Here is a 24,560-nt window from a genome sequence, read left to right as displayed (position 1 = left end):
CTTTCAGCCGGGCGGCTGGCCAGGGACCCCTTCCCGCAGCTGACGACGCAGGATCTTTCCGGTCGCGGTCTTGGGGATCGCGTCGACGATCTCGATCAGTCGGGGGTATTTGTAGGCGGCCAACCGCGTGCGGCAGTAGTCGACGAGTTCCTCCGCGGTGGCGGTGTGCCCGCTGCGCAGGGAGACGAACGCTTTGACCGTCTCGCCGCGGTAGGGATCGGGTACGCCGACCACGCCCGCTTCCAGGACGGCGTCGTGGGTGTAGAGCACGTCCTCCACCTCGCGTGGCCACACCTTGTAGCCGGACGCGACGATCATGTCCTTCTTGCGGTCGACGAGGTAGTACCAGCCGTCGCCGTCGGCGTATCCGACGTCGCCGGTGAGCAGCCGACCGTCGCGGATCGCGGCGCGGGTCGCGTCGTCGTTACGCCAGTACCCCGGCACGATCTGCGGACCCGCGACCGCGAGCTCACCGATCTGGCCCGGCGGTAGCGGGTTTCCGTCATCATCGAGCACGGTGACGCGGGTATCGCCCATCGGCTTTCCCACCGACAGCGCCTGAGTCTCGGCTTCCACGGGTGCATGGTGGCCGAGCGGTACGCCCAGCACCGGTCCGGTGGTCTCGGTCATTCCGTAGACGTTGTGGATGTAGGTGCCGAACCGCTGCTTGAACCGGTCGGCGGTGGCCGCCGCGATCGGCGCTCCGCCGGACGCGATCTTGGTCAGCGACGCCAGATCCTCCGGGTGGATGGCCGCCGATTCACCGAGCGCGATGAACACCGTGATCGCGCCCACGGTGAAGCTCGCCCGGTGCCTCCGGATCGCGTCGACCAGGACCTCGGTGTGGACGCGGTAGGTCAGCACCAGCGATGCCTGCGCGGCGATGGTGCACGCGATGTGTCCGGTAAGGCCGGTGACGTGGAACAGCGGCGCGACGCCGAGCACGACGTCGTCGCCGTCGAGATCGAACCAGTCGCGGTAACTCGATCCGCCCATCACCACGTTGCCGTGGGTGTTGGTCGCGCCCTTGGGTTTTCCGGTGGTCCCGGAGGTGTAGGTGATGACCGCGATGTCGTCGTTGCCGGGGCTGACATCAGCGGGTGACCGGCCGTCGTAGGCTTCGGTGAGCGCGCACAGGTCCTCGGCGCCGTCCGGGACCGCGAGCCGGTCGCCGGGCAGCACCCGGGTGTCGTTGTCGGTCTGCCAGTCCAGCGGGCTGGTGGTGATGATCCGGGTGACACTCGAGGACGCCAGCGCGTCGGCCACCTGCGGCGTGTAGAGCTCGTCGAGTGCGATCAGCACCGACGGGGTGGAATCGGCCACCAGCTTGGCGACCTCGCCCGCGGTCAGCATCGGGTTGATCGCGACCGCGATACCACCGGCCTTCCACGTCGCCAGCAGCGCGATCACGTACTGCGGGACGTTCTGCAGATAGAACGCCGCACGGTCTCCTTGTTGAAAACCTCTGTCCTGCAGCGCTACAGCCAGCGCGTCGGAAAGCTGGTCGACGTCGGCGTAGGTGAGCACGCGGTCGAAGTAGCGCAGCAGCGGGCGGTCACCGGAGGAGACCGCCGCAGCGCGGAACGCCTCGAGCATGGTCACGGGCGGTGCAGCAGCAGACCCTGGGCGTTGAAGAAGAACCCGCCCGCGGTGATCAGCGCGCGACGCGCGTCGGGCACCTGCCGCTCACCTGCCGCGCCCTGCAGTTGGTGGACCGCCTCGCGGATGTGACCGGAGCCCTGGGTGGCGCCCTCGCCCAGCGATCCGCCGTGCGGGTTTACCGGTATCCGGCCGTCGATCAGCACGCGCTGGGCGTCCTCGTCCCAATGCTCACGCAGGAACGCGCCGGCCTCCCCCGGTTTGCACCAGCCCGCGTTGTCGATCCAGTTCAGGGTGATCGGGGTGAACCCGTCGTACGGGAAGTAGACGTCGATGTCGTCGATCCAGAAGTCGCCCTTGGCTTTCAGCGTGTCGATGACGACGTGCTGACCGTGGTGATGCAGGCCTTCGGTCTGGTCCTCCTGGTTCTGGCGCACCGCGCCGAGCACCGCGGCGTTGATCAGCACCGGCGGCAGCGCCAGGTCGCGGGCGCGTTCGGCGGTGGTGACGATGAACGCGTCGGCCCCGTCGACGGCCGGGTCCATGTCGTAGAGGCACAACGGTTCACGGATCATCGGCGCGCTGAGGTAGTCATCCATTGTCAGCGGATCACGCATCGCCGCGGCGGGGTTGCGCTGTGCATTGGATCGCGCGTTGACCGCCACCCGGCCGAAATCCTCGCGGCCGACGCCATGTTCGTGGATGTAGCGCGACGCCCAGCCGGTGTAGCCGACGGCGGCGGCCATCGTCTCCGGTCCCGGCTGCGGGTCGGTCAGTCCCGGTGTCGCGATCCGGCGGAACGGATCCTTGAGCGCCCCACCGCTGTTCCACGCCGCGCGGTAGGCGGCGTGGTAGACGAGGACCACCTCACACAGGCCCGCGTGCACGGCGGCGGCGGCCGTGGCGATGTGGTCGACCAGCGGGATGACCGGGTTGCCGAACCAGGTGACCTGGGGGATGCCGAGGGTGGACTGCAGCACTGCCGCCGACGGCCAACTGCCGCAGAGCCCGTCGATGTCATCGCGTGTCAGACCGCACTTGTCGATCACCGCAATCGCGGCCTCGGCGGCCAGCGACGTCTGACTGCGACCGGAGTTCTTCGCGACGAAACCCGTTGTGGCGGCACCGGCGATCGCGACCTGATCCTTGAGTGGGTGGCGTGTGCTGCTCATCGCGGGTCCCTCAGCTCGAAGACCGGCAGCGGGACACCCGCCCGGTCGATCCACGTCAACGACACCGGTGCGCCGATCCGGATGGCGTCGTTGCCGGCGCCGACCACCGTCGAGGTGAACCGCAGCCCCTCCTGTTCGGCGAGTTCGACGGTCACCACCGGATACGGCGTCGAGTAGTCGACACCGGGTGCGTCGGGCCCGCGGTGCAGGAAGATGGCCAGGTAGATCTCACCGTCGCCGCTGACCGGTTCGGCCGACACCCGCCAGGACCAGCAGTCGGGGCAGACCGGTTTGGCGGGGGCGTGCCAGCGGCCGCAGTCCTCGCAGCGGTTCATCAGCAGTTCGCGGCGCAGTCGGCCCCGGTACTGCGCGGCGTTGTCGTGGGTGATCGGTTCGCCGGGGAACCGCGCCACCAGATCCTCGTCGGAGACCTCAGGAGACGCCACTGGAGAGCTTCATTCCGTTCTCGCGCAGGAAGTCCCGACGGGTCTTCTCGTCGAGTCCTTCGACCTTGTTGTAGAAGTCGGCCGGTTCGCGCAGCCCTTCGGCGTGCGGCCAGTCCGATCCCATCAGCAGCGTCTCCGACGTCTCGAGCCGGTCGATCAGCGCGACCGTGTCGTCCTCCGGATACGGCACCACCCGCACATGGCGCTTGAAGATCGCGCTCGGGCGTTCGGTCAGCTGCCCGCCCAGCCACGGTCCGAGCCGGCCCATACCGCGGCTCTTGTCCATGTGCCGGATGAAGTGCGGTACCCATTCGGCGCCGAACTCGCTGACCAGGACCTTGATGTTCGGGTACCGACCGAAGACGTTGTCGAAGATCAGCGCCGACAGCGTGTCGGTGATCGGGCGCTCGCCGTAGGTGTTCTGCCACTGCCACGCCGAGAACTGGAACGGCGGGCGCAGTCCCCAACCCCATTGCGAGGCAACGTTGCTCTGGTAGTGGAACTCGGCGATGTGGTAGCACACCACGGCGCGGGCCTCGTTGATCCGCGACCAGAACGGGTCGAAGTACGGGTCGCCCGGTGAGCGGCCGTAGGCGGGTCCGGCGGGCAGCGTGATGAACCGCGCACCCGCATTGAGCACGCGGTCGAGTTCCTCGCAGGCGCGGTCGAGGTCGCGCATCGACAGCATGGCCGGCGCGTAGATCCGGTCCTGGTAGTTGAAGCCCCAGTCCTCGTTGATCCACTTGTTGAACGATTCGAGGTTGTCATAGAGCGGGTCGATGCCGTCGAGGTACTCCTCGGCCATCAGCGCCCAGCCGCCCGGGTACATGATCGAGCGCTCGATCTGCTGCTCGGTGAGTTGTTTGAGCCGTGCGTCGCGGTCGAGGTACTCGCGCTGAAGGGGCTCGTAGAACCGCTCGGCGTCCGACGCGTCACCCGAGGAGCGCTGCTTGAGCATCTCGACCAGGGAACCGGGCACGTACGCCTGGTCGAGGTCGTTCTCCAGCGCGGTCACGATGCGGTCGTTGGCCAGCAGCACCTTACGGCCCGACGGCGCCACGATCGGCCGCACCGCGGTGTCCAGTTTGGACTTCGGCATGAACCGCGTGAAGCAGTCCTCACTCTCATAGGAGTGCTGGTCGAAGTCGGTCAGCTTGTACGGGAGTTCACCGACGGTGTTCTCGATGAGTGCCACGGGCGCGCTCCTTCCTCGGTCGCTTGAGCTCGACTATACAGTGTCAAGTTATTCGGACAACACCCCTAGGAGCCAGAAAATCTGGGCGGGCGTTTCTCCAGGAACGCGGCCTTGCCCTCCTGTGCGTCCGCGCTGGGACCCACCCACAGCACGGCCTGCTGCGCGTCGCCGAGCGACGCGTCCAGCGTCGACTCCATGGCCCGGCGCATCATGGACTTCACCGCGCGCAGCGCCAGCGGCGGTCCGGCCGCGAGGCTGCGCGCGAGTTCGAGCGTGCGGCGCTCGAGTTCGTCGTCGTCGACCACCTCGGTGGCCAGCCCCAGTTCGCGGGCGGTCTGGGCGTCGTAGAGCTCCGACAGCGCCACCATCCGATAGGCCTTGTCGTAGCCCATGATCCGCGGGAAGAGCCAGGCGCCGCCCTCGTCGGGCAGCAGACCGGTCCTGGTGCTGGTGCTGCCGAGGCGGGCGCTCGCGGCCACGATGCGGATGTCGCAGCACAGTGCGAACGCCAACCCGCCGTTGACCGCGATGCCGTTGACCGCGCAGAGCACCGGTTTGTCGAGCTTGCACAGGGCGGCCACCACCGCGTGCGAGTCCTCCCGCAGTTCGCGGGCGCGGCCGATCTGGTGTCGGGTGTGTTCGTCGAAACCGGCGTCGGGGGACACGTCGCCGCCGGTGCAGAAGCCGCGGCCGGTGCCGGTGAGGATGAGCACTCGGATCGCGTCGTCGAGGCGCACGGTGCGGACCGCGTCGAGAATCTCCGCGCACATCTGCGGCGTGTAGGCGCCCAACCGGTCGGGCCGGTCGATCGTCAGCCGCGCGATGCCGGCCTCGGGGATGTCGAACCGCGCGTGCGCTGCTTTGGTCATCGCGCGGCTCCGTCGAGGAGTCGCTCCCCGATGTCGTGGATCGCGTCCTGCCAGCCGCCGTAGAGCGCGTCGAGCACCCGTGAGCGGGCCACGTACCCGCCGAGGGCGTGTTCGGAGCTCAGCCCGATCGCGCCACACACCTGCATGCACGCGGCCGCGGTGGTTTCGGCCGCCCACCCCGCGTACGCCTTGGCGACGTCCGCGTCCCACGCCGATCGGCTGCGCCACGCGAGTCCGAGCAGTTCGCGGGCGGCCTCCACCTGGGCGTAGGCGTCGGCGAGCCGGTGCCGCGGGGTCTGGTAGGTGCCGATGGGGCGCCCGAACTGGACGCGGTCGGTGACGTGCCCGACGGCCAGGTCGAGCATCGCACCTGCGTTGCCGATCAGCTCTGCGCTCAGTGCACGGCGGGCCGCGGCGATGGCGGCCGGCACATCGATGTCGCGTGCCTGCAGGTCGTCGAGGGGAAGGCTCAGGCGCACCCGGTGCAGCCTCGAGCGCGGCGCGAAACCCGCGACCGGTTCTGCCGACCAGTTCTCGACGACGAAAGCTCTTTCGCCGCTTGCCAACACGACGGCCGGCCGGTCCGGCGGGGTGTGCAGGACCACCCCGTCGACGTCGAGTCGGCCCGCGTCGACGGTGCTGCGTGCCTGCGCGAGCGGGTGCACGACGACGGATGTGTCGGGGCCCGATCCGAGCATGACCTCGTCGAGTGCGGCCGAGGCTGCGCCGGCCCTGCCCTGTTCGGTGAACAGCAGATCCACCGCGGCCGCTTCGTCATCGGAAACGACTTCTGCCCAACCCATCTCGGCGAGTTCGGCGAGCAGGTCGGTGGTGTCGTCGGCAAACATCGCGCGCAGCGAACCGCGCAGCAGGTCGCGGGTGTCAGCGTCCATGGGAGCCCTCCCTGGGCAGGTTCAGGATACGGTCGGCGATGATGCTGTGCTGGATCTCGCGGGCCCCGCCGTAGATCGATGCGGCCCGCGAGTACCACCATTCCTCCCGCCACCGGGCGTCGGCGTCGCCGATCAGGAATTCGGTGGGCCGCAGCCGCGCCGCGGCGTCGTACACCTCCTGTTCGGCCGCCGACAGCAGCAGCTTGTCGACGCTGGTCTGAGCGCCGACGACCTCCCCGGCGGCCAGTGCCCGCAAAGTCGACGACGTCCTGGCCCGCAGTGCGGCCAGGCGCAGGTATGCCCGGCCGATCACGGCTTCGCCGCCGGTGGGCACGCCGGCGCGCACCTCGTCGATCAGGTCCTCCAACCGCGCGGTCGCCGCCGCCATCCGCATCCAGGCGTAGGTGCCGCGTTCGTACTGCAGCAGGTCCATCGCGACCGCCCAGCCGCTGCCCACCTCGCCGATCGCCCGGTCCGCGCCGACGACGACATCGGAGAAGAACTCCTCGGCGAGTTCCTCCTTGCCACTGGCCAATTCGATCGGACGGCGCTCGACGCCCGGCGCGTCGAGGTCGATCAGCAGCATCGTCAGGCCGCGGTGACGTTCCTCGAGCGTGCCGGTGCGGGCCAGCATCACCATGCGGTCGGCCCGGGCGCCGTACGACGTCCACGTCTTCTGCCCGTTGAGCACGAACGCGCCGTCGTCGCGGCGCCGCGCCCTGGTGCGCAGCGCGGCCAGGTCGCTGCCCGCCTCGGGCTCCGAGAAGCCCTGACACCACAATTCGTCACCGCGCAGCGCGGCCGGTAGCAGTTCGGCGGCCAGCGCGGGCGCGTGGTTGACGACGGCCGGGCCGACCACCTCGAGAACATAGAGGTGGTTCGGGATCTCGTAGCCGCGCAGAGCGAGCCGCTCGAGGATCAGGCAGCGCAGCGACGACGGTCCGCCGACCCCGCCGACGGCTTCGGGCCAGCCGATGCGGATCCAGTCCCCGTCGTAGAGCCAGCGCATCAGCTCGGTGGAGCGGGCGATCTGGGCGACGAGATCGCCGTCGGTGTCACGGAGGTGAGCCAGGTCGGTTTCGGCGTCGGTCAGCGCCGCGTCGAAGTCCGATACCAGCTTGGTGGCGTCGCCGATGTCGATCGTCATGCGCGGAACACATCCGCGGCGAGGTTGCCGATGTTGATGATCCGGTTCAGGCCGGCCCGCGACTGTTCGTAGCCGGTGCTCGGATAGCCGTTGGTCAGGAACGCGAACGACAGCCCGGTGTCCGGGTCGGCGAACCCGATCTGGCACGCCGCACCGCCGTGCCCGAAGGTGCGCGGACTCGTTGCGGTGGGCAGGAATCCGCGTGAGATCCCGTCATCGCCGACGATCATGATGAACAGGCCGATATTGCCCGGCACGCTGGGTGTGCCGCCGCGTTCACCGGTCACCGGCAGCGTCACCCGGATCCGGGTGGCGTCCTCGACCACCTCGCGGTGCCACAGGTCCGATGTCAGCAGCGCCTGGTACCACCCCGCGAGGTCGCTGGCGGTCGACACCATCGAGTGGCTGGGTTCACCGGCGGCCAGGATCTCCGGCTTCCCGAGATACCAGGGCCCCCAGGCGTAGACGTCGTCGTCGCCGCCGTCGTCGGTGCGCACGAACTTCGCCACGTCGTGCTGACGGTCCACCGGCGGGCCGATCTCGATGGAGTTCAGTCCGAGCGGTCCGGTCAGCGTCTGCGTGAGGTACTCGCCGATCGGTGCGCCGGTCAGACGTTCGGTCAGTTCGGCGATGATCCAGGCCGCCGACGTCAGGTGGAACTGCAGTTCGGTGCCGGGCTCGTAGGTCAGCCGCCACTTGGCGAAGGCCTTGAGCCGTTCCTCGCGTTCCAGCATGTCGGGATATTTCAGCGGTGCCAGCGGGAAGCCCCCGACGTGGGTGACGACCTGTTCGACGGTGACGGATTCCTTGCCGTTGGTGCCGAATTCGGGGATGTAGGACGCCACGGTGCGGGAGATGTCGAGCAGACCGTCGGAGATCAGCTTCCACAGCACACCTGCGACGACGCTGCGCCCGGTGGACTGCAGCACGTAGCGGGTGGACGGAGTCGCGTCGCCGATGGTCTCGTTGACGTACTCCTGGCCGTCGACGTGCAGCGAGAACTGCGCCGAGGGCAGCACGCCGTCCTCCACCTCGAGCCGGCACCGGTCGATCAGCAGGTCGAGTCGCCGCTGGTCGGGTTTGACACCGTTGGTCACTGTTGCTCTCCTAGCATTCGGCGGCCGCCCACGCGGCACGCAGTTCGGTCTTGCGGACTTTGCCCGCCGGGGTTCTGGGGAAGTCGTCGGTCTGGCTGCGAATCTCCTCGGGCCATTTGTATTTCGCGAGCCCGACGGCACTGAGGTGGTGGCCGACCTGCTCGACTGTCGGCACCTCGCGCCCCGGCGCGGGACGGATGTACGCACACGCCCGCTCCCCGGTCCGGGGGTCGGGTACCGCGATGACCGCGACGTCGGCCACGTCGGGCATCGAGGTCATGGCCGCCTCCACCTCGGCGGGGCTGATGTTCATCCCGGCGCGGATCACGATGTCCTTCTTGCGGTCGACGACGGTCAGGTACCCGTCGTCGTCGAGTCTGCCGATGTCGCCGGTGCGGTACCAGCCGTCGACGAACGCGTCGTCGTTGAGCGTGGGATCGGTGTAGCCGCAGAACAAATCGGGCCCTCGGCTGAGAATCTCACCGTCGTCGCCGATCCTGACCTCGACGCCGGCACACAGGCGGCCGTCGGTGTGTGCCCGCTTGTCGGCGGGGTCGTCACGTGAGCCCAGCGCGATGCTCGGCTGCTCGGTGCAGCCGTATCCGCGCATCGCGGTCACGCCGACGGCGTCCGCGCGCCGGATGAGTTCGGCGGGCACGGCAGCGCCACCGAGCGAACTCATCTCGATGAGCTGGTGGTGGCGCGGCGTGCAGTCGGGGTGGTCGAGCAGCGAGGTGAGGAACAGCGGCGCCCCGGTACCGGCCGAAAGTCCTTGTGCGGTCATCAGATCGAGCACCTCGGTGGCGTCCCAGTAGTCGAGCAGGTGGATCTGCTGGCCGAGCAGCGGGGGCACCAGCACCGACACCAGCATCCCGGTGACGTGCGCGATCGGCGACGTGCTGGCCAGCGGGCGGGTGCGCGCAGCCATCATCGGCGCCATGTGCATGCGGGTTTCGGTGCACAGCGCGCGGTGGGTCTGCAGAACGCCCTTCGGTGCACCGGTGGTACCCGACGTCCAGCCGATGACCGCGACCTGCGCGGGGTCGACGGCCGCGGGTTCGGTCAGCAGGCCGTCCAGTTCGTCGAAGCCCAGCGTGGTGGCGGGGCGAGGCGCGTCACCGACCGCCACGACGAGTTCGAGCCGCGGCAGCGTGTCGAAGTCGAACGGCCGGTCGCGGTGGTTGGCGACGATCAGGGCCCTGGCTCGCGATTCCCGCAGCGAGTGGGCGAGGTCGCGCGATCCGGCGGTGTGGCCGATCGGGACCAGCGTCGTGCCGAGCAGCGCCAGCCCGTAGAAGACGGCCGCGGCCTCGGCGCTGTTGGGCAGGCTGAATGCGACCGGGTCACCGGGTCGGATTCCGCGCGCGGCCAGACCGCCGGCTACGCGGCGCGCGAGTGCGGTGACGTCGGCGACCGTGCCGTCGAAGGGGCGGGTGCGCGAGTGCACGCGAAACGTCCGGGTCGCCGACGCGATGAGCGCGTCGGCGAGCAGGGTCGGCAGGGTGGTGCCGTCCCACCAGCCGCGGGCGCGGTAGCACTCGCGGAGGTCGGCGGCCGGCTCGACGGTGGGCCAGGCTGTCATGTCCATCTCGTGTACACCGTAAAGTAATTACCACCACTTGGTCACGGGATGGAAGAAGGCGGCATGGAAGAAGTCGAAACGCTGTACGGGTTTGACCGCGAGGTGGTGGTGACCGCCGACGGGCCGGTGCGGGTGGTGACGCTGAATCGCCCCGACGACCTCAACGGCGCCAACCGGCCGATGCATCAGGCCATGGCGCGGGTGTGGGAGCACCTCGGCGCCGATCCCGATGCCCGCGCGGTCGTCGTCACCGGCAGCGGCAAGGCATTCAGCGCGGGCGGCGACTTCGGCTACATGCAGGAGAACATCGACGACGAGGCGATGCGCGCCGAGACCATCGACGAGGGCCGCTCCATCATCCGCGGCATGGTCAACTGCCCGCTGCCGGTGATCGCGGCGGTCAACGGTCCGGCGGTCGGGTTGGGCTGCAGCATCGCACTGCTGTGCGACCTGGTGCTGATGGCCGACGGCAGTTTCCTGGCCGACCCGCATCTGCGGATGGGCCTGGTACCCGGTGACGGCGGCATGGTGTGGCCCGCGCTGATCGGGCTGTCGCGGGCCAAGGAGTACCTGTTCCTGGGCTCGCGGATCCCCGCGGAGAAGGCCGTCGAGTTCGGGTTGGCCAGCCGGGTGGTCGACGGTGATCAGCTGATGGCCGAGGCGATGGCCCTGGCGCACCGCCTGTCGACGGTGCCGCCGGCCGCGCTGCAGCGGACCAAGACCGCGCTCAACGAGTACCTGCGCCCGCAGCTGGCGGGAGCGTTCGAGTCGGCGCTGACCGGTGAGCTGGACAGCATGGGCTCGGTCGAGCACCGCGAGGCAGTGGCCAAGGCGCGCGCCAAGTAGGCCCCGTTTGCGCCGAACGTGAAGCTGTTGCGAGTTATCGCCCGTATTTTCGCCGTGGTTTCACAGTCGGCGGCTCTTGCCCGCGACGCTGCCAGGCCTTGGCCATCCGGTGCAGAATGACGGCCTCGGTGTCGAGGCTCGACACCCGGACGTCGATCCAGCCGAGGTCGGTCGCCTCGTCGTGCCGTCGCAGATCGGTGTTGAAATGTCGTGGCGTGCGGTGGTGGCTGCCTTCGTAATCGGCGGCGATCTTCAGCTCCTCCCAGCCCATGTCGGCGACGGCGACGAGCACACCGAACTCGTTGAAGATCGGGATCTGCGTGGTCGGCGGTGGGTATCCGGCGCGAATCAGCAGCAGACGCAGCCGTGTCTCGCGCGGTGATTCCGCTCCACCGTCGACCAGGGCCAGGACGTCACGTGCTGTGCGGATACCCCGACGCCCGGGATAGCGCTGTGCCAGCAGTTCGACATCGGCGGGTTTGAGTTCGGTCGCGTTTGCAAGCGCGTCGATCGCCTCGATCGCCGGGTCCATCGGGTAGCCGCACGCCAGATCCAGGGCGGTGCGTGCCGGCGTGGTGACGACAATCCCGCCGACAGTGCGGATCTCGTCGTCGGCGAGGTCATAGGACCATGTCCGGATCCCCCGCGGCGGGTGACGGTTGTCGTGAATGAGTTCGGCGGGCTTACTTGCGTCCACGTACTCGGCGCCGTGTAGCGCTGCCGCCGACTGTCCGGCGACCACCCCTTGCCGGCGGGTCCACAGCCAGGCGGCTTCGGCCCGGGTTACCGCCGTGATTTCCATGCCCTTCGGCAGGTACACGTTCGGATACACCGCTGCGAACCGGCTCCGCAGCTCGTACGGCGACAGCCGACCCGCCGCGGTGGCCTCGCTGCCCAGGAACGGTACGTCCATCGCCCGAGTGTGCCGACGGGCACCGACAACCCGCGACTGTGAAGCTGTTGCGAAAAATCGGCCGGATTTTCGCAACAGCTTCACACTCGGCGCGCGGGAAGCTTTCGCGCTAGGCCGGAGTCAACCCGATCAGCCCGGCGATACGGTCGCGGTGCTCGGCGGGCCAGCCGAACAGCGCCTCCGCGCTCTTGGCGCGCTTGAAGTACAGGTGGGCCGGGTGTTCCCAGGTGAACCCGATCCCGCCGTGCATCTGAATGCATTCGGCGGCAACGTGATAGAACGCCTGCGAGCAGTACACCTTGGCGATCGAGGCTGCCACGGACGCGTCGTCGGCGCCGGACGCGACGGCCGCGCTGGCGTAGGCCGCCGCCGACCGCGCCGACTCCACCTCGACCAGCAGATCCGCGCAGCGGTGCTTGATCGCCTGGAACGATCCGATCGGCCGGCCGAACTGGTGCCGCACGTTGAGGTACTCGACGGTCATGTCGAGCGCGGCCTGGGCGGCGCCGACCTGCTCGCACGCCAGCGCCGTCAACGCCTGGTCGTATACCCGCGCCACGACGTCCCAGCCCGCGCCGTCCTCGCCGAGCAGCGTCGCCGGTGTGCCGTCGAAGCCGACCGCGGCGAAGCGACGGGTGCGGTCCATCGACTCCAGCGGCGTGACCGCCAGGCCCGGCGCGCCGGCCTCCACCGCGAACAGCGACACCCCCGCAGCCGTGCGCGCCGCGACCAGCAGGACGCCGGCCTGTGCACCGTCGAGCACATACGGCTTGGACCCGGTCAGCCGCCAGGCCCCGCCATCCTGGTCGGCCGACGTCGCGATGTCGGATGGGTCCCAGTGCAGCGCCTTCTCCGCGACCGCGACCGTCGCGATCAACTCACCCCCGGCGATCCGGCCGAGGTACTCGTGCGCGACGGGCGTGTCGACCGCCAGCAGCGCGGTGGTCGCCAGCACCGCGGTCGACAGCAGCGGCGCGGGGAACAGCGTGCGGCCGGCCTCCTCCATCACGATCGCCAGTTCGGCGAAACCGTAACCGCCGCCGCCGATCTCCTCGGGGATGGTCAGGCTCTGCACACCGATCTGTTCGGCGGCGGTGCGCCACGCGTCCGGGTCGTATCCGGCGTCGGTGTCCATCACCGTCCGCACGGTCGCTTCGGTCGAGTACTTCTGCAGGAAGCCGCGCATCACGTCGCGCAGCGCCTCCTGCTCGTCGGTGGTGATCAACGACATGATCGCTCCTAGCGGGGTAGGCCGAGTACACGCTCGGCGATGATGTTGCGCTGGATCTCGGATGTACCGCCGTAGATGGTCTCGGCGCGGCTGAGCAGAAAGAGCTTGCGCGCCGACTCCCCGTCGTCCCCGAAAACCGCTTCCGCGCCCTCGATCTCGACAGCCAGCTCGCCGAGCCGTTGATGGTGGGTGGAGGCGAACAACTTGCTGGCGGTCGCCGCCGCGGTGGTCGCCGACCCGGAAGTGCGCGGATCGAGCATGTCGCTGACGACCCGCAGGTTCGTCGAGCGCATGATGTGCACCCCGATCAGAGCGTCCACCAGCCGCTGCCGCAGCCGGCGGTCGTCGAGGGCGCCGGTGCGACGGGCCTTTTCGACCAGTTCGCCGACCTCGCGTTCGACGCTGAGCTGCATCGGCATCAGCGCGCTGCCCCGTTCGCGGCTCAACGTGGACATCACCACGGGCCAACCGTTTCCGACGCCGCCGACCACCATGTCCTCGGTGGTCCTTGCGTCGTTGAAGAAGCACTCGCTGAACTCCTCGGAGCCGGCGATGTTCGCGATCGGCCGGATCTCCACCCCGGGCTGGTCGACCGGCACCAGCAGCAGCGTCAACCCGCGGTGGCGCAGCGAGACGTCAGGGTCGGTGCGGCACAGCACGTACAGCCAGTCGGCGCGGTCACCGAAGGTGGTCCACACCTTCTGGCCCTCGATGTGCCACTCGCCGCCGTCGAGTGCCGCCTTGGTGCGCACCGCGGCCAGGTCCGAGCCGGCACCGGGTTCGGAGAAACCCTGTCCCCACATCTCCTCGACCGCGAGGATCTTCGGCAGGAAGCGGGCCTTCTGCTCGTCGGAGCCGTGCGCCAGCAGCGTCGGCCCGAGTAGCTCCAGGGCCTGGGTGTTGACCCGCGCCGGCGCGGCGGCGCGGGCGTACTCGTATTCGAAGATGATCTCCTCGGCGAGCCCGACACCTCTGCCGCCGTATTCTGTCGGCCAGGTCAGGCCGAGCCAACGACCGTCGGAAAGCTCCTTCTCCCAGGCGATCCGGACATCCCAGGCGGTGTCGTCGGTGGGGCTGCCCACTCCGCGGTGCGCGGCGAACTCGCCGACCAGGTGTTCGGCCAGCCAGGTCTGCACCTCGTCGCGGAAGTCGTCGTACTGCCCGCCGGCGATCAACTCGATCACAGGTTCAATCCCGGGTACGGCGGGAACGCCGGTGGGCGTTTCTCGGTCAGGCTCGCGGTGCCCTCGGCGAAGTCCGGTTGCTCCTTGGCGATCTTGAGCAGGTACTGGGCGCGTATCCGCGCGGCCTCCAGCGTCGACTCGCTGTCGCGCCACACCTGCGACTTGATCATCGCCATCGCGACCGGAGACACGTTGGCCGCCAGCCCGCGCGCGAACGCCAACGCGTCGTCGAGCACCTCACCCGGCTCCGAAAGATGCTGAACCACACCGAGTTGCACGGCCTCCTCGGCGAGGAACACGCGCCCGCTGGCCAACAGTTCGAACGCGTGCGCCGGCCCGCACAGCCGGGTGAGCGTCCACGCGGTCGCGTCCTCGGCGGGCAGTCCGCGTTTGGCGAACGCGGTGGAGAACTTCGCGCCGCGCACGGCGAAGCGATAGTCGAACATCAGCGCCTGCGCCAACCCGATACCGGCGCAGGCTCCGTTGATCGCGCCGACGACGGGTTTGGGGATGGTGCTCGCGTAGGTCTGCGGGCGCCGGTTGCTGGTGTAGGCGGCGCCGGTGGTCAGCCCGGCGAGCACCTGGGGGTCCAGACCCGGCACGAACGAGTTCCCGGCACCGGTGACGACGACGACGCGCGCGTCGGGGTCGGCGGCGGCGCGGTCCAGGCTGTCGTAGAACTCCGCTTCCATCTGCGCGGTCCACATGTTGCGCCGTTCGGGCCGGCTCAACGTCAGCAGCGCGACCCCCTGTCCGTCGGTCTCGTAGACCACCTCACTCATCAGGACTCCAGCCACGGTCGGGTTGCGGTAGTGAAACATGCTTGGGCAGCGTGAAATTCGGGGCGCGGCGGTCGAGGAATGACGCCACCCCCTCGGTCGCGTCGCTCTGGCGTCCGAACCAGCGGAACGCCTCCCACTCGCGGTAGAACGCGGCCTCGCGGTCGGTCTCGCCGAGCAGCTCGTAGGCGAACTGTTTGGTGACGCCGACCGCCGCCGCCGACGTGTTGGCCGCGATCTCGTCGGCGATCTGCAGGGCACGCGGCAGCACGTCGTCGCCGGGCAGCGCCTCGATCGCCAGCCCGTACTCGGCCGCGTCGGCGCCGCTGAACAGCCGCCCGGTCAGCATCAGGTCCATCGCCCGGCCGAACCCGACGAGCCGAGGCAGCAGCCACAGCGAGTTCTGTTCGGGGATCAACCCGCGCCGGGTGAACACGAACCCGTACTTGGCCGACTCGTTGACGATGCGGATGTCCCACTGCAGCGGGAAGGTCAGCCCGATCCCGACTGCCGAGCCGTTCAGTGCGCCGATGACCGGGGTGCGCAGCCGCCACGGCCGCGGCCGGGCGGCGAGTTCGGCGCGGGACCGGCGGTGCTGTTCGTCGTCGAACGCGAAGTTCGACCCGCCGGGTTCCATGTCCGCGCCGGTGGAGAAGTGTCTGCCGCGCCCGGTGACGACGATCGCGCGCACCGCCTCGTCGGCGTCGAGTCGTTCGAGTTGCCGGTGCAGTTCGATCTGCATGGCGGTGATGAACGCGTTGCCGCGGTCGGGCCGGTCCAGCCAGACCAGCGCGGTGGCGCCGTTCTGTTCGACGGTGATTCCGTCAGCCACGGGGTTTCCCGGCTCCGTCGGAGTTGGGCCGCGCCTTGGCCACGAGTTCGGGGATGACCGAGCCGAGTTCCTCGGGGTCCCAACGAGCTTCCTTCTCCACGCCGGGCCCGGCGACCCAGGTCTCGGCGACCGAGATGGCCCCGCCCTTGACGTTGAAGACCCGGCCGGTGATGTCGGCGGCTTCGGCCGAGGCCAGCCAGACGACCAGCGGCGCGATGTTGGCGGGCGACCCGGCGTCGAAGCCGGTGCGTTCCTTGATCTCCTGCATCCGCGCGACGTAGGTCTCCAGCCCCTGGGTCATCTGGGTCAGAGCGCTGGGCGCGATCGCGTTCACGGTGATGCCCATGCGGGCGAGTTCGTCGGCCAGGATGACGGTGAACGACGCGATCGCCGCCTTGGCCGCACCGTAATTCGACTGTCCGACGTTGCCGTACAGACCCGACGGCGACGACGTGTTGATCACCCGGGGGTGCGAGACCGCCTCGCCGGCCTTGTGCCGCTCGCGCCAGTAGGCGACGGCGTGTTTGGTCGGCGCGAACGTGCCGCGCAGATGCACCCGGATCACCGCGTCCCACATGTCGATGTCCATGTTGACGAACATCTTGTCGCGCAGTATTCCGGCGTTGTTGACCAGCACGTGGAGTTCACCGAAGGTGTCGAGCGCGGTGGCGATCAGCCGGCCCGCGCCGTCCCAGTCGGAGATGTCGTCGTTGTTGGCGACCGCCTCGCCGCCGTCGGCGACGATCTCGTCGACGACGTCCTGTGCGGGGCCGACGTCGTTGACGACGACGCGGGCACCTTGGCGTGCGAACTCGAGCGCGTGCTCGCGGCCGATCCCTCCGGCGGCACCGGTGACTATCGCGACGCGACCGTCATGCAGACCCATGTGGTGAATTCCCTTCTGTCAGTTGGGGCGGCCGAAGACCGCGAGTGCGTTGGCGCCGAGGTAGCCGGTCCGGCTGTCGCCGGTCAGCGGCAGCGCCGAGCCTTCGGTCAGCGTGCGGTCCAGCGGCAGGATCGGGTAGTCCGAGGCCCACATCAGCTTGCGGGGGTTGCGCCGCTCGGCGAACCGCAGAACGTCGTCGGGTACGTACTTCGGCGCCCAACCCGCCGTCATCGCGTAGACATTCGGATGTTTGATCAGCATCGCGATGGTCTCGGAGATCCACGGGTCACCGAGGTGGCTCATCACGATCTTCAGTTCGGGGAAGGCCAGCGCCACCTCGTCGACGAGGATGGTGCGCTGCAGTTTCGCCGGTTTCATCGGCCCGGGCACGCCGACGTTGATGGACACCACCGCGCCCTCGTCGCAGGCCGCGGTGTAGAGCGGATAGGCGAGCTTGTCGTCGATCGCGATGCCGGTGAACATCGGGATGATGCGGATGCACTTGGCGCCGTACTCACGCACCGCGATCCGGACGTGTTTGGCGGCCTCGTAACCCAGTCGCGGGTCGATACCGACCGAGGTGACGAATCGGCCGGGATACTCGCGCTGGAAGCCGGCCAGCCGTTCGCAGGTCTCCCGCAGCACGGCCTCGCCGGTCTTGGTGCCGTGCACGAACGGCGGGGTGATGTCGCGCGGCGCCTTGGACAGCACCCCGCCGGCGATCCCGAGCCGGTCCATCTCGGCGACGACGTCGGCCATCGTCTCGCCGCCCTCGTAGGCGCTGTTGCCGCGCTTGAAGCGGGCCACCACCGACGGGTCGGGCGTCACCTCACCCGGCAGGTACGGCAGGTTCAGCCACGCATCAAAGACTTCCGGCTCACGCTCTGGCTCGCTCAACGTCGTTCCCCTAACGCCCGCGGTACTGCGGGGTTCGCTTGTCCTTCATCGCGTTCAGCGCCTCGGCGGCATCCTCGGTCGCCGCCACCACCGCGAAGTGCGACGAGATGAGGTCCAGCGCGGTGCGCAGGTCGGTGTTGGCCGACTGGTAGGTGGCCCGCTTGATCATGCGGACGGTCACCGGCGGGTGGTCGGCGATCGCGCGCGCCAGCCGTTCGGTTTCGGCCGCGAGGCTCTCCGGCGGGGCGATGCGGTTGACCAGGCCGATGCGCAGCGCCTCCTCGGCGTCGAGGAAGTCACCGGTCAGCAGCAGTTCCAGCGCCTTGGCCGTGCCGACGATCCTCGGCAGGTAGTAGGCCCCGCCGTCGCCAGGTGTCAGGCCGACCTTGACGTAGCCCTCGGAGACCCGCGCCGAGGTCGACATCACCCGCATGTCGCACATCAGCGCCATGTCCAGGCCTGCCCCGACCGCGACACCGTTGATCGAGGCGATCACCGGCTTGTCGAGGTCCTCCAGCGCGAGCGCGACGCGGTGGATCTCGTCGTGCAGTTGCGACTTGCGCTGCAGCGGCGTCAGGTCGGGGTTGGCGTTCGAAATCTCCGACAGATCGACACCGGAGCAGAACGCCTTGTCCCCCGCCCCCGTCAGCACGATCACCCGAACGTCGTCGTCGGCGCGAGCGTCGCGCAGCAGCCGTTCCCATTCGCGAATCATCGCCATGGTGAACGCGTTTCGACTGTCTGGCCGGTTGAGGGTGATGGTGCCGATGCCGTCGCGCACCGACCACAGCAGATCGTCCACTCACACTCCTCGCCGTCGGAACCGCTAGTTTATATCGTTAACTGATTGTACGATACAGGCGTGGCTCAACTCGACGGCATCTCGGACATCCCGCTGTCCGCCGCCGACACCGAATTCCGCGACGAGGTGCGGACGTGGCTGGCGGAACACCTGGTGGGCGAATTCGTCGGTCAGGCCCATCGGGGCGGACCCGATGACGACGACAACTGGGAACTGCGCCGGGCATGGGAGGCCGAACTCGCTTCCGGCGGCTGGCTCGGAATGAGCTGGCCGCGCGAATACGGCGGCCGATCGGCCACCCTCACCCAGGAGATCGTGTTCGCGATGGAGTACGCGCGCGCGGGCGCACCGCCGCGGGCGGCCTTCCACGGCGAGACACTGATGGCACCCGCGCTGCTCGCTCACGGCACCCCCGAGCAGAAGGACCGCCTGCTACCGCCGATGGCCCGCGCGGAAGTGGTGTGGTGTCAGGGCTATTCGGAGCCGGGCGCGGGATCGGACCTGGCCGACGTGGCCTGCCGAGCACGCCGCGACGGTGACGAGTACGTGGTGTCCGGTGAGAAGATCTGGACGACGTTCGCCCACCACGCCGACTGGATCTTCGCGATCGTGCGCACCGAACCCGGATCGGTCCGCCACGCCGGGTTGTCCTACCTGCTGGTACCGCTCGACCAGCCGGGGGTGGAGGTGCGCCCGATCCGCACCATGCTCGGCGACAGCGGGTTCAACAGCGTCTACTTCGACGACGCCAGGACCTCGGCGGACAACCTGATCGGCGCCGAGGGTGCGGGCTGGTCGGCGGCGATGACCACGCTCGGACACGAGCGGGCCACCTCGGTGCTGAACTACCAGTTCTCGTTCGTGCGGGAGATGAACCAGCTGCGCGACCTCGCCGAGCGTCGCGGCGCGCTCGACGACGACCTCCTGCGCGACCGGCTCGTCGACTCCTACATCGGCCTGCAGATCATGGGTCACAACAACATGCGTTCGCTGTCCCGCGCGCTGGTCGACGGCGAGTTCGGGCCGGAGGCGTCGATCGGCAAGTACTACTGGTCGCGGTGGCACAAGGATTTCACCGAACTCGCGATGGACATCCTCGGCCAGGACGCGCTGTTGGGCACCGCCTGGTCAGACGGCCCCGACGACGACTCGGCCGGGATGCGGCGGGCGTTCGTCCGCGCCCGGGCCGAGACGATCTACGCCGGCACCAGCGAGATCCAGAAGAACATCATCGCCGAACGCGTGCTGGGCCTGCCGCGCGAGCCGAAACCGGCGGGCGCATGAACCGTCCGCTGGCGGGTGTGCGAGTTCTGGACCTGAGCCGAATTCTCGCCGCGCCGTTCGCGACCCAACTGCTCGGCGATATGGGCGCCGACGTCATCAAGGTCGAGCGCCCGGGCGTCGGCGACGATGCCCGACAGTACGGTCCCCCCTTTCTCGACGGCGGCACCGAGTCCGGTTTCTATCTGAGCGCCAACCGCAACAAGCGCTCGATCACGATCGACCACTCGAAGCCGCAGGGCGCCGAGCTCATCCGCGAACTGGCCACCCACTCCGACGTACTGGTGGAGAACTTCCGCCGTGGAGTCCTCGACAAATACGGGCTGGGCCACGCGGCGCTCGAGTCGGTCAACCCCCGGCTGGTGTACTGCTCGGTGACCGGGTTCGGCCAGGACGGCCCCTACGCCGACCGCGCCGGATACGACGGGGTGTTCCAGGCGATGAGCGGGATGATGAGTGTCTCCGGTGTTCCCGACGGCGAACCGGGTGCGGGACCGATGAAGGTCGGCGTCTCGATGGTCGACATCCTGGCCGGGCTGTACGCCTCCTCGGCGATCCTCGCCGCGCTGCGCGAGCGCGACATGAGCACCGGCCGGGGTCAGTTCATCGACCTCGCGCTGCTCGACTGCGGGGTCGCGGCGCTGTCGCACTACGCCCAGAACTTCCTGATCTCGGGGGTGCCCGCACCGCGGCGTGGCAACGGCGGCTTCGGCGGCATCCCGTCGCAGGCCTTCCGCTGCGCCGATGCCGACATCTTCGTCGTCGCGAGCACACCCGGGCAGTGGACGGGCCTGGCAACCGCGTTGGGCCGCCCCGAACTCGCCGACGATCCGCGCTTCGCGACGGTGTCGGCCCGGATCGCCAACCGAGATCTGGTGCTGTCGACGCTGGATGCGATCTTCGCGCAGCGCACCGCGGCGGAGTGGATCGCGGCGCTCGAGGATGCCGACGTGCCGGTCAGCCCGGTCAACTCGATGGACGCGGTGTTCGACAACCCGCAGATCCGGCATCGGGGCATGCGGGTGCCCGTCGAGCATCCGGACGCCGGCACGATCGACCTGATCGCCAACCCGATCCAGCGCAGCACCGAGATCAGCCCACCTCCGCGGCTGGGCGAGCACACCGACGAGATCCTGACCACTCTGCTCGGCAAGACACCCGATGAGGTGGTGTCGCTTCGCGAATGCGGCGCCATCTGACCACCACGAATAGGAGAACGATGACGACAACATCTGCGGGACCGGTCTTTTCGAACGCCGCCGGGCTATCGCCCACCGGAAGTTTCAACTTGGCCGCGTTGGCCTCCGGCCGCCGGTTCGACGCCGCCGAACTGCTCTCCGACGAGCCTGTGCTGGGCCTGCAGCGCGAGGCCGGCTACATCTGGGGCACGCTGCGCGACGAGGACGGTGAGCTGTACTCGGTGATGCGTCGCATCGCCCCGCCGGTGGCGTTGCAGGGCACCGGGGCGTTGTCGCTGCCGCCGAAGTTGATCATCGTCGGCACCGGCACGCCCGAGGGGCAGCTGCAGCTTCGGCGCGAACCGAAGGGTGCGGTCCTGAGTACTGATATCGTGCGTAAACCGCTGGGCGACAGCGGCGTACGGTACGAGTCAGCCGACGGCGCCGACGGCAGACACATGCGCCTGGACATGTCCGACCCGGACTTCTCCTACGTCGAGGAAGACGTGATCGAGATGGAAGGCCGCATGGTGGTGCCGCCGCTGCAGTGGTATCTGCCGGGGCCGGAGTCGTCGCTGCTGTACATCAGCCACACCTGGCAGGTCGACGGCATGCTGTTCGGCAAGCCGGCCCGCGGGTTCCTGTTCTGGGAGGAGGCCTGGATGCCGCCGGGCGGCCAGCTCTATGTCCACAAGGACCCGCTACACGACGCCGAATACCTGACCTGGTACTCCTGGGCGAACCTGTACGGCGACGGCGAATGCGAGGTCGGCCATTTCCTGTTCGGGCAGCGCGACTTCCACGTGGCGGTCACCGCCAAGAGCAACGGCGAGGTGACCTCGGCCCGCACCATGGACATCGAGATCACCCGCGCCGAGGACAACTACTGGCACGACGGCATCAGGTACACGATCGACGGTGTCGAATGGGTCTGCGAGCCGGATCCGCAGGGCCGGATGCAGGGTCTGGGCAAGATGCCCAACCCGCAGCAGGAGGGTTACATGCACCGGGTCGACGACACCCGCATCCCCACCCTGCACATGGCGTGGGGTGAGACGGTGCCGGCCAACGGCGACCGCAGACGGCCGCAGTAACGGGTCGAGTGATGCGCGGCACGCGACAGTCGCTGCCGCGCATCACCAGCCGGTCTGGTGATGCCGACTGCGGACGTCCAGCAACCTCCTGCCGCCAGCAACCCAGCCGTCTGCGCAATGCATGATTGCCCAGGGTGACATGTCCGATCGGAACACGCACTCCGGTCTGCGCGAGTCGTCAGTCGATCAGTTCGTAGATCGTCGCGTTGGCGGTGCCGCCGCCCTCACACATGGTCTGCAGTCCGAACCGGCTGCCTGTGCGGCGCAGGTGGTGGATCAGAGTCGTGGCGAGCCGGGCACCCGAGCAACCCAGCGGGTGGCCCAGCGCGATCGCCCCGCCGAGCGGGTTGAGCTTTTCGCGGGACACACCGGTCGCGGCTTGCCACGCCAGCGGAACCGACGCGAACGCCTCGTTGACCTCGAAGAAGCTGATGTCGTCGATGGACAGCCCGGAACGCTTGAGCGCCAACTCCGTGGCCGGGATCGGACCGGTGAGCATCTTCACCGGGTCGTCACCGGCGCAGACCGCGGTGTGCACCCGGGCGATCGGCGTCATCCCCAGCTCCGCCGCCCGCTGCGAGGTGGTGATCAGCACCGCCGCGGCACCGTCCGAGATCTGAGATGCGTTGCCGGCGGTGATCTTTCCGTTCTCGACGAAGGGCGCCTTGAGGGTGGCCAGCTTCTCTACCGTCGAGCCGCGCCGGACACCTTCGTCCGCGCTGACCTGGCCGGCCGCGGTGGTGACGGCCATCGTCTCGTCGGCGAACAGGCCGTCGTCCTGCGCCTTGGCGGCGTACTCGTGCGACTCGACGGAGTACTCGTCGAGTTGGCCGCGCGACAGCCCGTACTGTTCGGCGATGAGCTCGGCGCCCGCGCCCTGGTTGAACCGGCCGTTGAAGCCTGGCGCGGTCAGCGCCGACGCGTACCGGTCGACGGCGGGTCCACCCATCTCGCCGGTGCCCGGCACCGACGCCGCGCCCATCGGCACGCCCGACATCATCTCGACACCGCCGGCGACCACGACATCGGCCTGCCCGGAGATGACTGCGGCCGCTGCGGTCGAGATCGCCTGCTGCGACGAGCCGCACTGCCGGTCGACGGTGAAGCCGGGCACCGATTCCGGCCAGCCGGCCGCGAGCACGGCCATCCGGCCGATATTGCCGGACTGCTGACCGATGCTGATGACGTTGCCCCAGTGCACGTCATCGACCAGGGCGGGTTCGACCCCTGCGCGCTTGACCAACTCGTTGAGCACCAACGCCGACAATTCGACCGCGTGCACGTCGGCCAGTCCGCCGTTGCGCTTGCCGATCGGCGTCCTCACCGCAGCGGCGATGACTGCATCTCTCATCTGGCTTCTTCCCTCCGCAGCACACAGCTTGAAATAATCCGTTAAATCTATAACCTTATTGGAGCATACGGTAGGTCGATTCCTGCCCCGATACCGTCCCCTCACTCATCTGGAGAACCACAATGCGTCGTGACATCTTCGAGCCCGAACACGACGAGTTCCGAGCGACCGCACGGTCTTTCTTCGAAACGTCGTGTGTGCCTCACACCGAGGAGTGGGAGCAGCGAGGCTACACCGACCGCGAACCCTGGCTGGAAGCCGGCAAGCTCGGCCTGCTCGGCTGGGAGGTGCCAGAGGAGTACGGCGGCATGGGTATCAAGGACTTCCGCTACAACGCCATCGTCAACGAGGAATTCTGGCTCACCGGCAGTGTCGGGCTGGGATTGGGTGTGCAGAACGACATCCTGGCCGGTTACTTCACCGAGTTGACCACCGACGAGCAGAAGAAGCGCTGGCTGCCCGGCTACGTATCCGGCGAGCTGATCACGGCTATCGCCATGTCCGAGCCCGGCGCGGGCTCGGACCTGGCAAATCTCAAGACCTCGGCGCGACGCGACGGCGGCGACTACATCATCAACGGCGCCAAGACGTTCATCTCCAACGGCATCCTGGCCGACCTCGTCGTCGTCGCGTGCCGCACCGACCCCGACGCCGACAAGCCGCACAAGGGCCTGAGCCTGATCGTCGTCGAATCGGGCACCCCTGGTTTCACCCGGGGGCGCAAACTGGACAAGATCGGTCAGCGGTCCGCCGACACGGCCGAACTCAACTTCGAGAACGTGCGGGTGCCTGCCGAGAACCTGATCGGCGAGGAGAACCGCGGCTTCTACTACCTGATGCGCAACCTGCCCGCCGAGCGGCTCGGCATCGCAATCCACGCCGCCGCGTCCGCCCGTAGGGCACTGGAGCTCACGACGCAGTATGCCCACGACCGCAAGGCTTTCGGTCAGCCCATCGGCACCTTCCAGGTGAACCGCCACGCGATCGCGCAGATGCAGACCGAGCTGGACATCATGCAGACCTACGTCGACAAGTGCATCATCGCGGTCAACAGCGGCGAGTTGACCGCCGACGAGGCGGCCGGCGCCAAGTGGTGGTCGACCGAGGCCCAGTGGCGGATCGTCGACAGGTGCCTGCAGCTGCACGGCGGCTACGGCTACATCAACGAGTACGAGATCGCGCGGATCTGGCGTGACGCCCGGGTGCAACGCATCTACGGGGGCACCAACGAGATCATGCTCGACATCGTCGGTAAGGGAATGGGCTTTTAGCCGTTCCCCCGAGGC

General features: G+C 68.6%; 23 protein-coding genes. 5 read left to right on the top strand and 18 right to left on the bottom strand.

Annotated elements, in window-relative coordinates:
• Positions 1–3: 3 nt before the first annotated feature.
• The 9 genes from BHQ18_RS21850 to BHQ18_RS21810 form a co-directional block, all read right to left on the bottom strand.
• A complete protein-coding gene (locus BHQ18_RS21850) occupies positions 4–1,602 on the bottom strand; it encodes a class I adenylate-forming enzyme family protein (RefSeq protein ID WP_069415734.1) in 1,599 nt (532 codons plus the stop codon).
• Positions 1,599–2,771, bottom strand: coding sequence for a thiolase C-terminal domain-containing protein (locus BHQ18_RS21845; RefSeq protein WP_069415733.1), 1,173 nt, complete (start codon positions 2,769–2,771; stop codon positions 1,599–1,601). Before BHQ18_RS21845 ends, BHQ18_RS21850 begins: the two co-directional genes overlap by 4 nt.
• Positions 2,768–3,217: a Zn-ribbon domain-containing OB-fold protein gene (locus BHQ18_RS21840; protein WP_069415732.1), complete on the bottom strand. Its 450-nt coding sequence runs from the start codon at positions 3,215–3,217 to the stop codon at positions 2,768–2,770. The genes BHQ18_RS21845 and BHQ18_RS21840 overlap by 4 nt, the downstream gene beginning before the upstream one ends.
• The gene (locus tag BHQ18_RS21835; protein WP_069415731.1) at positions 3,204–4,412 is read right to left on the bottom strand and encodes an amidohydrolase family protein; all 1,209 of its coding nucleotides are present in this window, start codon (positions 4,410–4,412) and stop codon (positions 3,204–3,206) included. The genes BHQ18_RS21840 and BHQ18_RS21835 overlap by 14 nt, the downstream gene beginning before the upstream one ends.
• 65 nt (positions 4,413–4,477) lie before the next feature.
• Positions 4,478–5,281 carry an enoyl-CoA hydratase/isomerase family protein gene (locus BHQ18_RS21830; RefSeq protein WP_069415730.1) on the bottom strand — a complete coding sequence of 268 codons (804 nt, stop codon included), beginning with the start codon at positions 5,279–5,281 and terminating at the stop codon, positions 4,478–4,480.
• Positions 5,278–6,174 carry an acyl-CoA dehydrogenase family protein gene (locus tag BHQ18_RS21825; RefSeq protein ID WP_069415729.1) on the bottom strand — a complete coding sequence of 299 codons (897 nt, stop codon included), beginning with the start codon at positions 6,172–6,174 and terminating at the stop codon, positions 5,278–5,280. Before BHQ18_RS21825 ends, BHQ18_RS21830 begins: the two co-directional genes overlap by 4 nt.
• On the bottom strand, positions 6,164–7,321 hold the full coding sequence (locus BHQ18_RS21820) for an acyl-CoA dehydrogenase family protein (protein WP_069415728.1): 1,158 nt from the start codon (positions 7,319–7,321) through the stop codon (positions 6,164–6,166). The genes BHQ18_RS21825 and BHQ18_RS21820 overlap by 11 nt, the downstream gene beginning before the upstream one ends.
• Positions 7,318–8,418, bottom strand: coding sequence for a serine hydrolase domain-containing protein (locus BHQ18_RS21815; protein ID WP_069415727.1), 1,101 nt, complete (start codon positions 8,416–8,418; stop codon positions 7,318–7,320). The genes BHQ18_RS21820 and BHQ18_RS21815 overlap by 4 nt, the downstream gene beginning before the upstream one ends.
• Positions 8,419–8,428: 10 nt before the next feature.
• Positions 8,429–10,006, bottom strand: coding sequence for an AMP-binding protein (locus tag BHQ18_RS21810; protein WP_069415726.1), 1,578 nt, complete (start codon positions 10,004–10,006; stop codon positions 8,429–8,431).
• Between the two features lie 57 nt (positions 10,007–10,063).
• Between BHQ18_RS21810 and BHQ18_RS21805 the strand changes: the two genes are divergently transcribed.
• A complete protein-coding gene (locus tag BHQ18_RS21805; protein ID WP_069415762.1) occupies positions 10,064–10,846 on the top strand; it encodes an enoyl-CoA hydratase/isomerase family protein in 783 nt (260 codons plus the stop codon).
• A 34-nt stretch (positions 10,847–10,880) separates the two neighbouring features.
• On the opposite strand, the gene BHQ18_RS21800 is transcribed toward BHQ18_RS21805, so the two are convergent.
• The 8 genes from BHQ18_RS21800 to BHQ18_RS21765 form a co-directional block, all read right to left on the bottom strand.
• Positions 10,881–11,759 carry a hypothetical protein gene (locus BHQ18_RS21800; RefSeq protein WP_069415725.1) on the bottom strand — a complete coding sequence of 293 codons (879 nt, stop codon included), beginning with the start codon at positions 11,757–11,759 and terminating at the stop codon, positions 10,881–10,883.
• A 109-nt stretch (positions 11,760–11,868) separates the two neighbouring features.
• On the bottom strand, positions 11,869–12,990 hold the full coding sequence (locus tag BHQ18_RS21795) for an acyl-CoA dehydrogenase family protein (protein WP_069415724.1): 1,122 nt from the start codon (positions 12,988–12,990) through the stop codon (positions 11,869–11,871).
• 8 nt (positions 12,991–12,998) lie between these two features.
• Positions 12,999–14,174, bottom strand: coding sequence for an acyl-CoA dehydrogenase family protein (locus tag BHQ18_RS21790; protein ID WP_109789370.1), 1,176 nt, complete (start codon positions 14,172–14,174; stop codon positions 12,999–13,001).
• Positions 14,171–14,956, bottom strand: a complete 786-nt coding sequence (locus BHQ18_RS21785) for an enoyl-CoA hydratase-related protein (protein ID WP_069415723.1) — start codon at positions 14,954–14,956, stop codon at positions 14,171–14,173. The genes BHQ18_RS21790 and BHQ18_RS21785 overlap by 4 nt, the downstream gene beginning before the upstream one ends.
• Entirely contained in the window at positions 14,949–15,785 is an 837-nt protein-coding gene (locus tag BHQ18_RS21780) for an enoyl-CoA hydratase-related protein (protein ID WP_069415722.1), read from the bottom strand. Before BHQ18_RS21780 ends, BHQ18_RS21785 begins: the two co-directional genes overlap by 8 nt.
• Positions 15,778–16,671, bottom strand: a complete 894-nt coding sequence (locus BHQ18_RS21775; protein WP_069415721.1) for an SDR family oxidoreductase — start codon at positions 16,669–16,671, stop codon at positions 15,778–15,780. Before BHQ18_RS21775 ends, BHQ18_RS21780 begins: the two co-directional genes overlap by 8 nt.
• An 18-nt stretch (positions 16,672–16,689) precedes the next feature.
• Positions 16,690–17,568: an amidohydrolase family protein gene (locus BHQ18_RS21770; protein WP_069415720.1), complete on the bottom strand. Its 879-nt coding sequence runs from the start codon at positions 17,566–17,568 to the stop codon at positions 16,690–16,692.
• Between the two features lie 10 nt (positions 17,569–17,578).
• A complete protein-coding gene (locus tag BHQ18_RS21765) occupies positions 17,579–18,370 on the bottom strand; it encodes an enoyl-CoA hydratase/isomerase family protein (protein WP_069415719.1) in 792 nt (263 codons plus the stop codon).
• Positions 18,371–18,430: 60 nt separating this feature from the next.
• Here BHQ18_RS21765 and BHQ18_RS21760 point away from each other — a divergent pair, with 60 nt between their 5' ends.
• The 3 genes from BHQ18_RS21760 (at position 18,431) to BHQ18_RS21750 (ending at position 21,923) form a co-directional block, all read left to right on the top strand.
• A complete protein-coding gene (locus tag BHQ18_RS21760; protein WP_069415718.1) occupies positions 18,431–19,654 on the top strand; it encodes an acyl-CoA dehydrogenase family protein in 1,224 nt (407 codons plus the stop codon).
• Positions 19,651–20,850 carry a CaiB/BaiF CoA transferase family protein gene (locus tag BHQ18_RS21755; protein WP_069415717.1) on the top strand — a complete coding sequence of 400 codons (1,200 nt, stop codon included), beginning with the start codon at positions 19,651–19,653 and terminating at the stop codon, positions 20,848–20,850. Before BHQ18_RS21760 ends, BHQ18_RS21755 begins: the two co-directional genes overlap by 4 nt.
• An 89-nt stretch (positions 20,851–20,939) precedes the next feature.
• Positions 20,940–21,923 carry a hypothetical protein gene (locus BHQ18_RS21750; RefSeq protein ID WP_234794264.1) on the top strand — a complete coding sequence of 328 codons (984 nt, stop codon included), beginning with the start codon at positions 20,940–20,942 and terminating at the stop codon, positions 21,921–21,923.
• A gap of 178 nt (positions 21,924–22,101) precedes the next feature.
• Here BHQ18_RS21750 and BHQ18_RS21745 read toward each other — a convergent pair whose 3' ends face one another.
• Positions 22,102–23,274: a thiolase family protein gene (locus BHQ18_RS21745; protein WP_069415715.1), complete on the bottom strand. Its 1,173-nt coding sequence runs from the start codon at positions 23,272–23,274 to the stop codon at positions 22,102–22,104.
• Between the two features lie 122 nt (positions 23,275–23,396).
• Here BHQ18_RS21745 and BHQ18_RS21740 point away from each other — a divergent pair, with 122 nt between their 5' ends.
• Positions 23,397–24,545: an acyl-CoA dehydrogenase family protein gene (locus BHQ18_RS21740; RefSeq protein WP_069415714.1), complete on the top strand. Its 1,149-nt coding sequence runs from the start codon at positions 23,397–23,399 to the stop codon at positions 24,543–24,545.
• Positions 24,546–24,560 lie beyond the last annotated feature (15 nt).

Origin of the sequence: Mycolicibacterium flavescens (assembly GCF_001722335.1) — a bacterium.
GTDB lineage: Bacteria > Actinomycetota > Actinomycetes > Mycobacteriales > Mycobacteriaceae > Mycobacterium > Mycobacterium flavescens.
The sequence above is the reverse complement of the archived record's forward strand: the minus strand, read 5'-3'. Positions and strand labels throughout refer to the sequence as shown.

Coding starts and splice junctions, on each gene's coding strand:
- BHQ18_RS21845 (WP_069415733.1), bottom strand. CDS start 2,771: ATGAGCAGCACACGCCACCCACTCAAGGATCAGGTCGCGATCGCCGGT.
- BHQ18_RS21830 (WP_069415730.1), bottom strand. CDS start 5,281: ATGACCAAAGCAGCGCACGCGCGGTTCGACATCCCCGAGGCCGGCATC.
- BHQ18_RS21825 (WP_069415729.1), bottom strand. CDS start 6,174: ATGGACGCTGACACCCGCGACCTGCTGCGCGGTTCGCTGCGCGCGATG.
- BHQ18_RS21820 (WP_069415728.1), bottom strand. CDS start 7,321: ATGACGATCGACATCGGCGACGCCACCAAGCTGGTATCGGACTTCGAC.
- BHQ18_RS21810 (WP_069415726.1), bottom strand. CDS start 10,006: ATGGACATGACAGCCTGGCCCACCGTCGAGCCGGCCGCCGACCTCCGC.
- BHQ18_RS21805 (WP_069415762.1), top strand. CDS start 10,064: ATGGAAGAAGTCGAAACGCTGTACGGGTTTGACCGCGAGGTGGTGGTG.
- BHQ18_RS21800 (WP_069415725.1), bottom strand. CDS start 11,759: ATGGACGTACCGTTCCTGGGCAGCGAGGCCACCGCGGCGGGTCGGCTG.
- BHQ18_RS21795 (WP_069415724.1), bottom strand. CDS start 12,990: ATGTCGTTGATCACCACCGACGAGCAGGAGGCGCTGCGCGACGTGATG.
- BHQ18_RS21785 (WP_069415723.1), bottom strand. CDS start 14,956: ATGAGTGAGGTGGTCTACGAGACCGACGGACAGGGGGTCGCGCTGCTG.
- BHQ18_RS21775 (WP_069415721.1), bottom strand. CDS start 16,671: ATGGGTCTGCATGACGGTCGCGTCGCGATAGTCACCGGTGCCGCCGGA.
- BHQ18_RS21755 (WP_069415717.1), top strand. CDS start 19,651: ATGAACCGTCCGCTGGCGGGTGTGCGAGTTCTGGACCTGAGCCGAATT.
- BHQ18_RS21745 (WP_069415715.1), bottom strand. CDS start 23,274: ATGAGAGATGCAGTCATCGCCGCTGCGGTGAGGACGCCGATCGGCAAG.
- BHQ18_RS21740 (WP_069415714.1), top strand. CDS start 23,397: ATGCGTCGTGACATCTTCGAGCCCGAACACGACGAGTTCCGAGCGACC.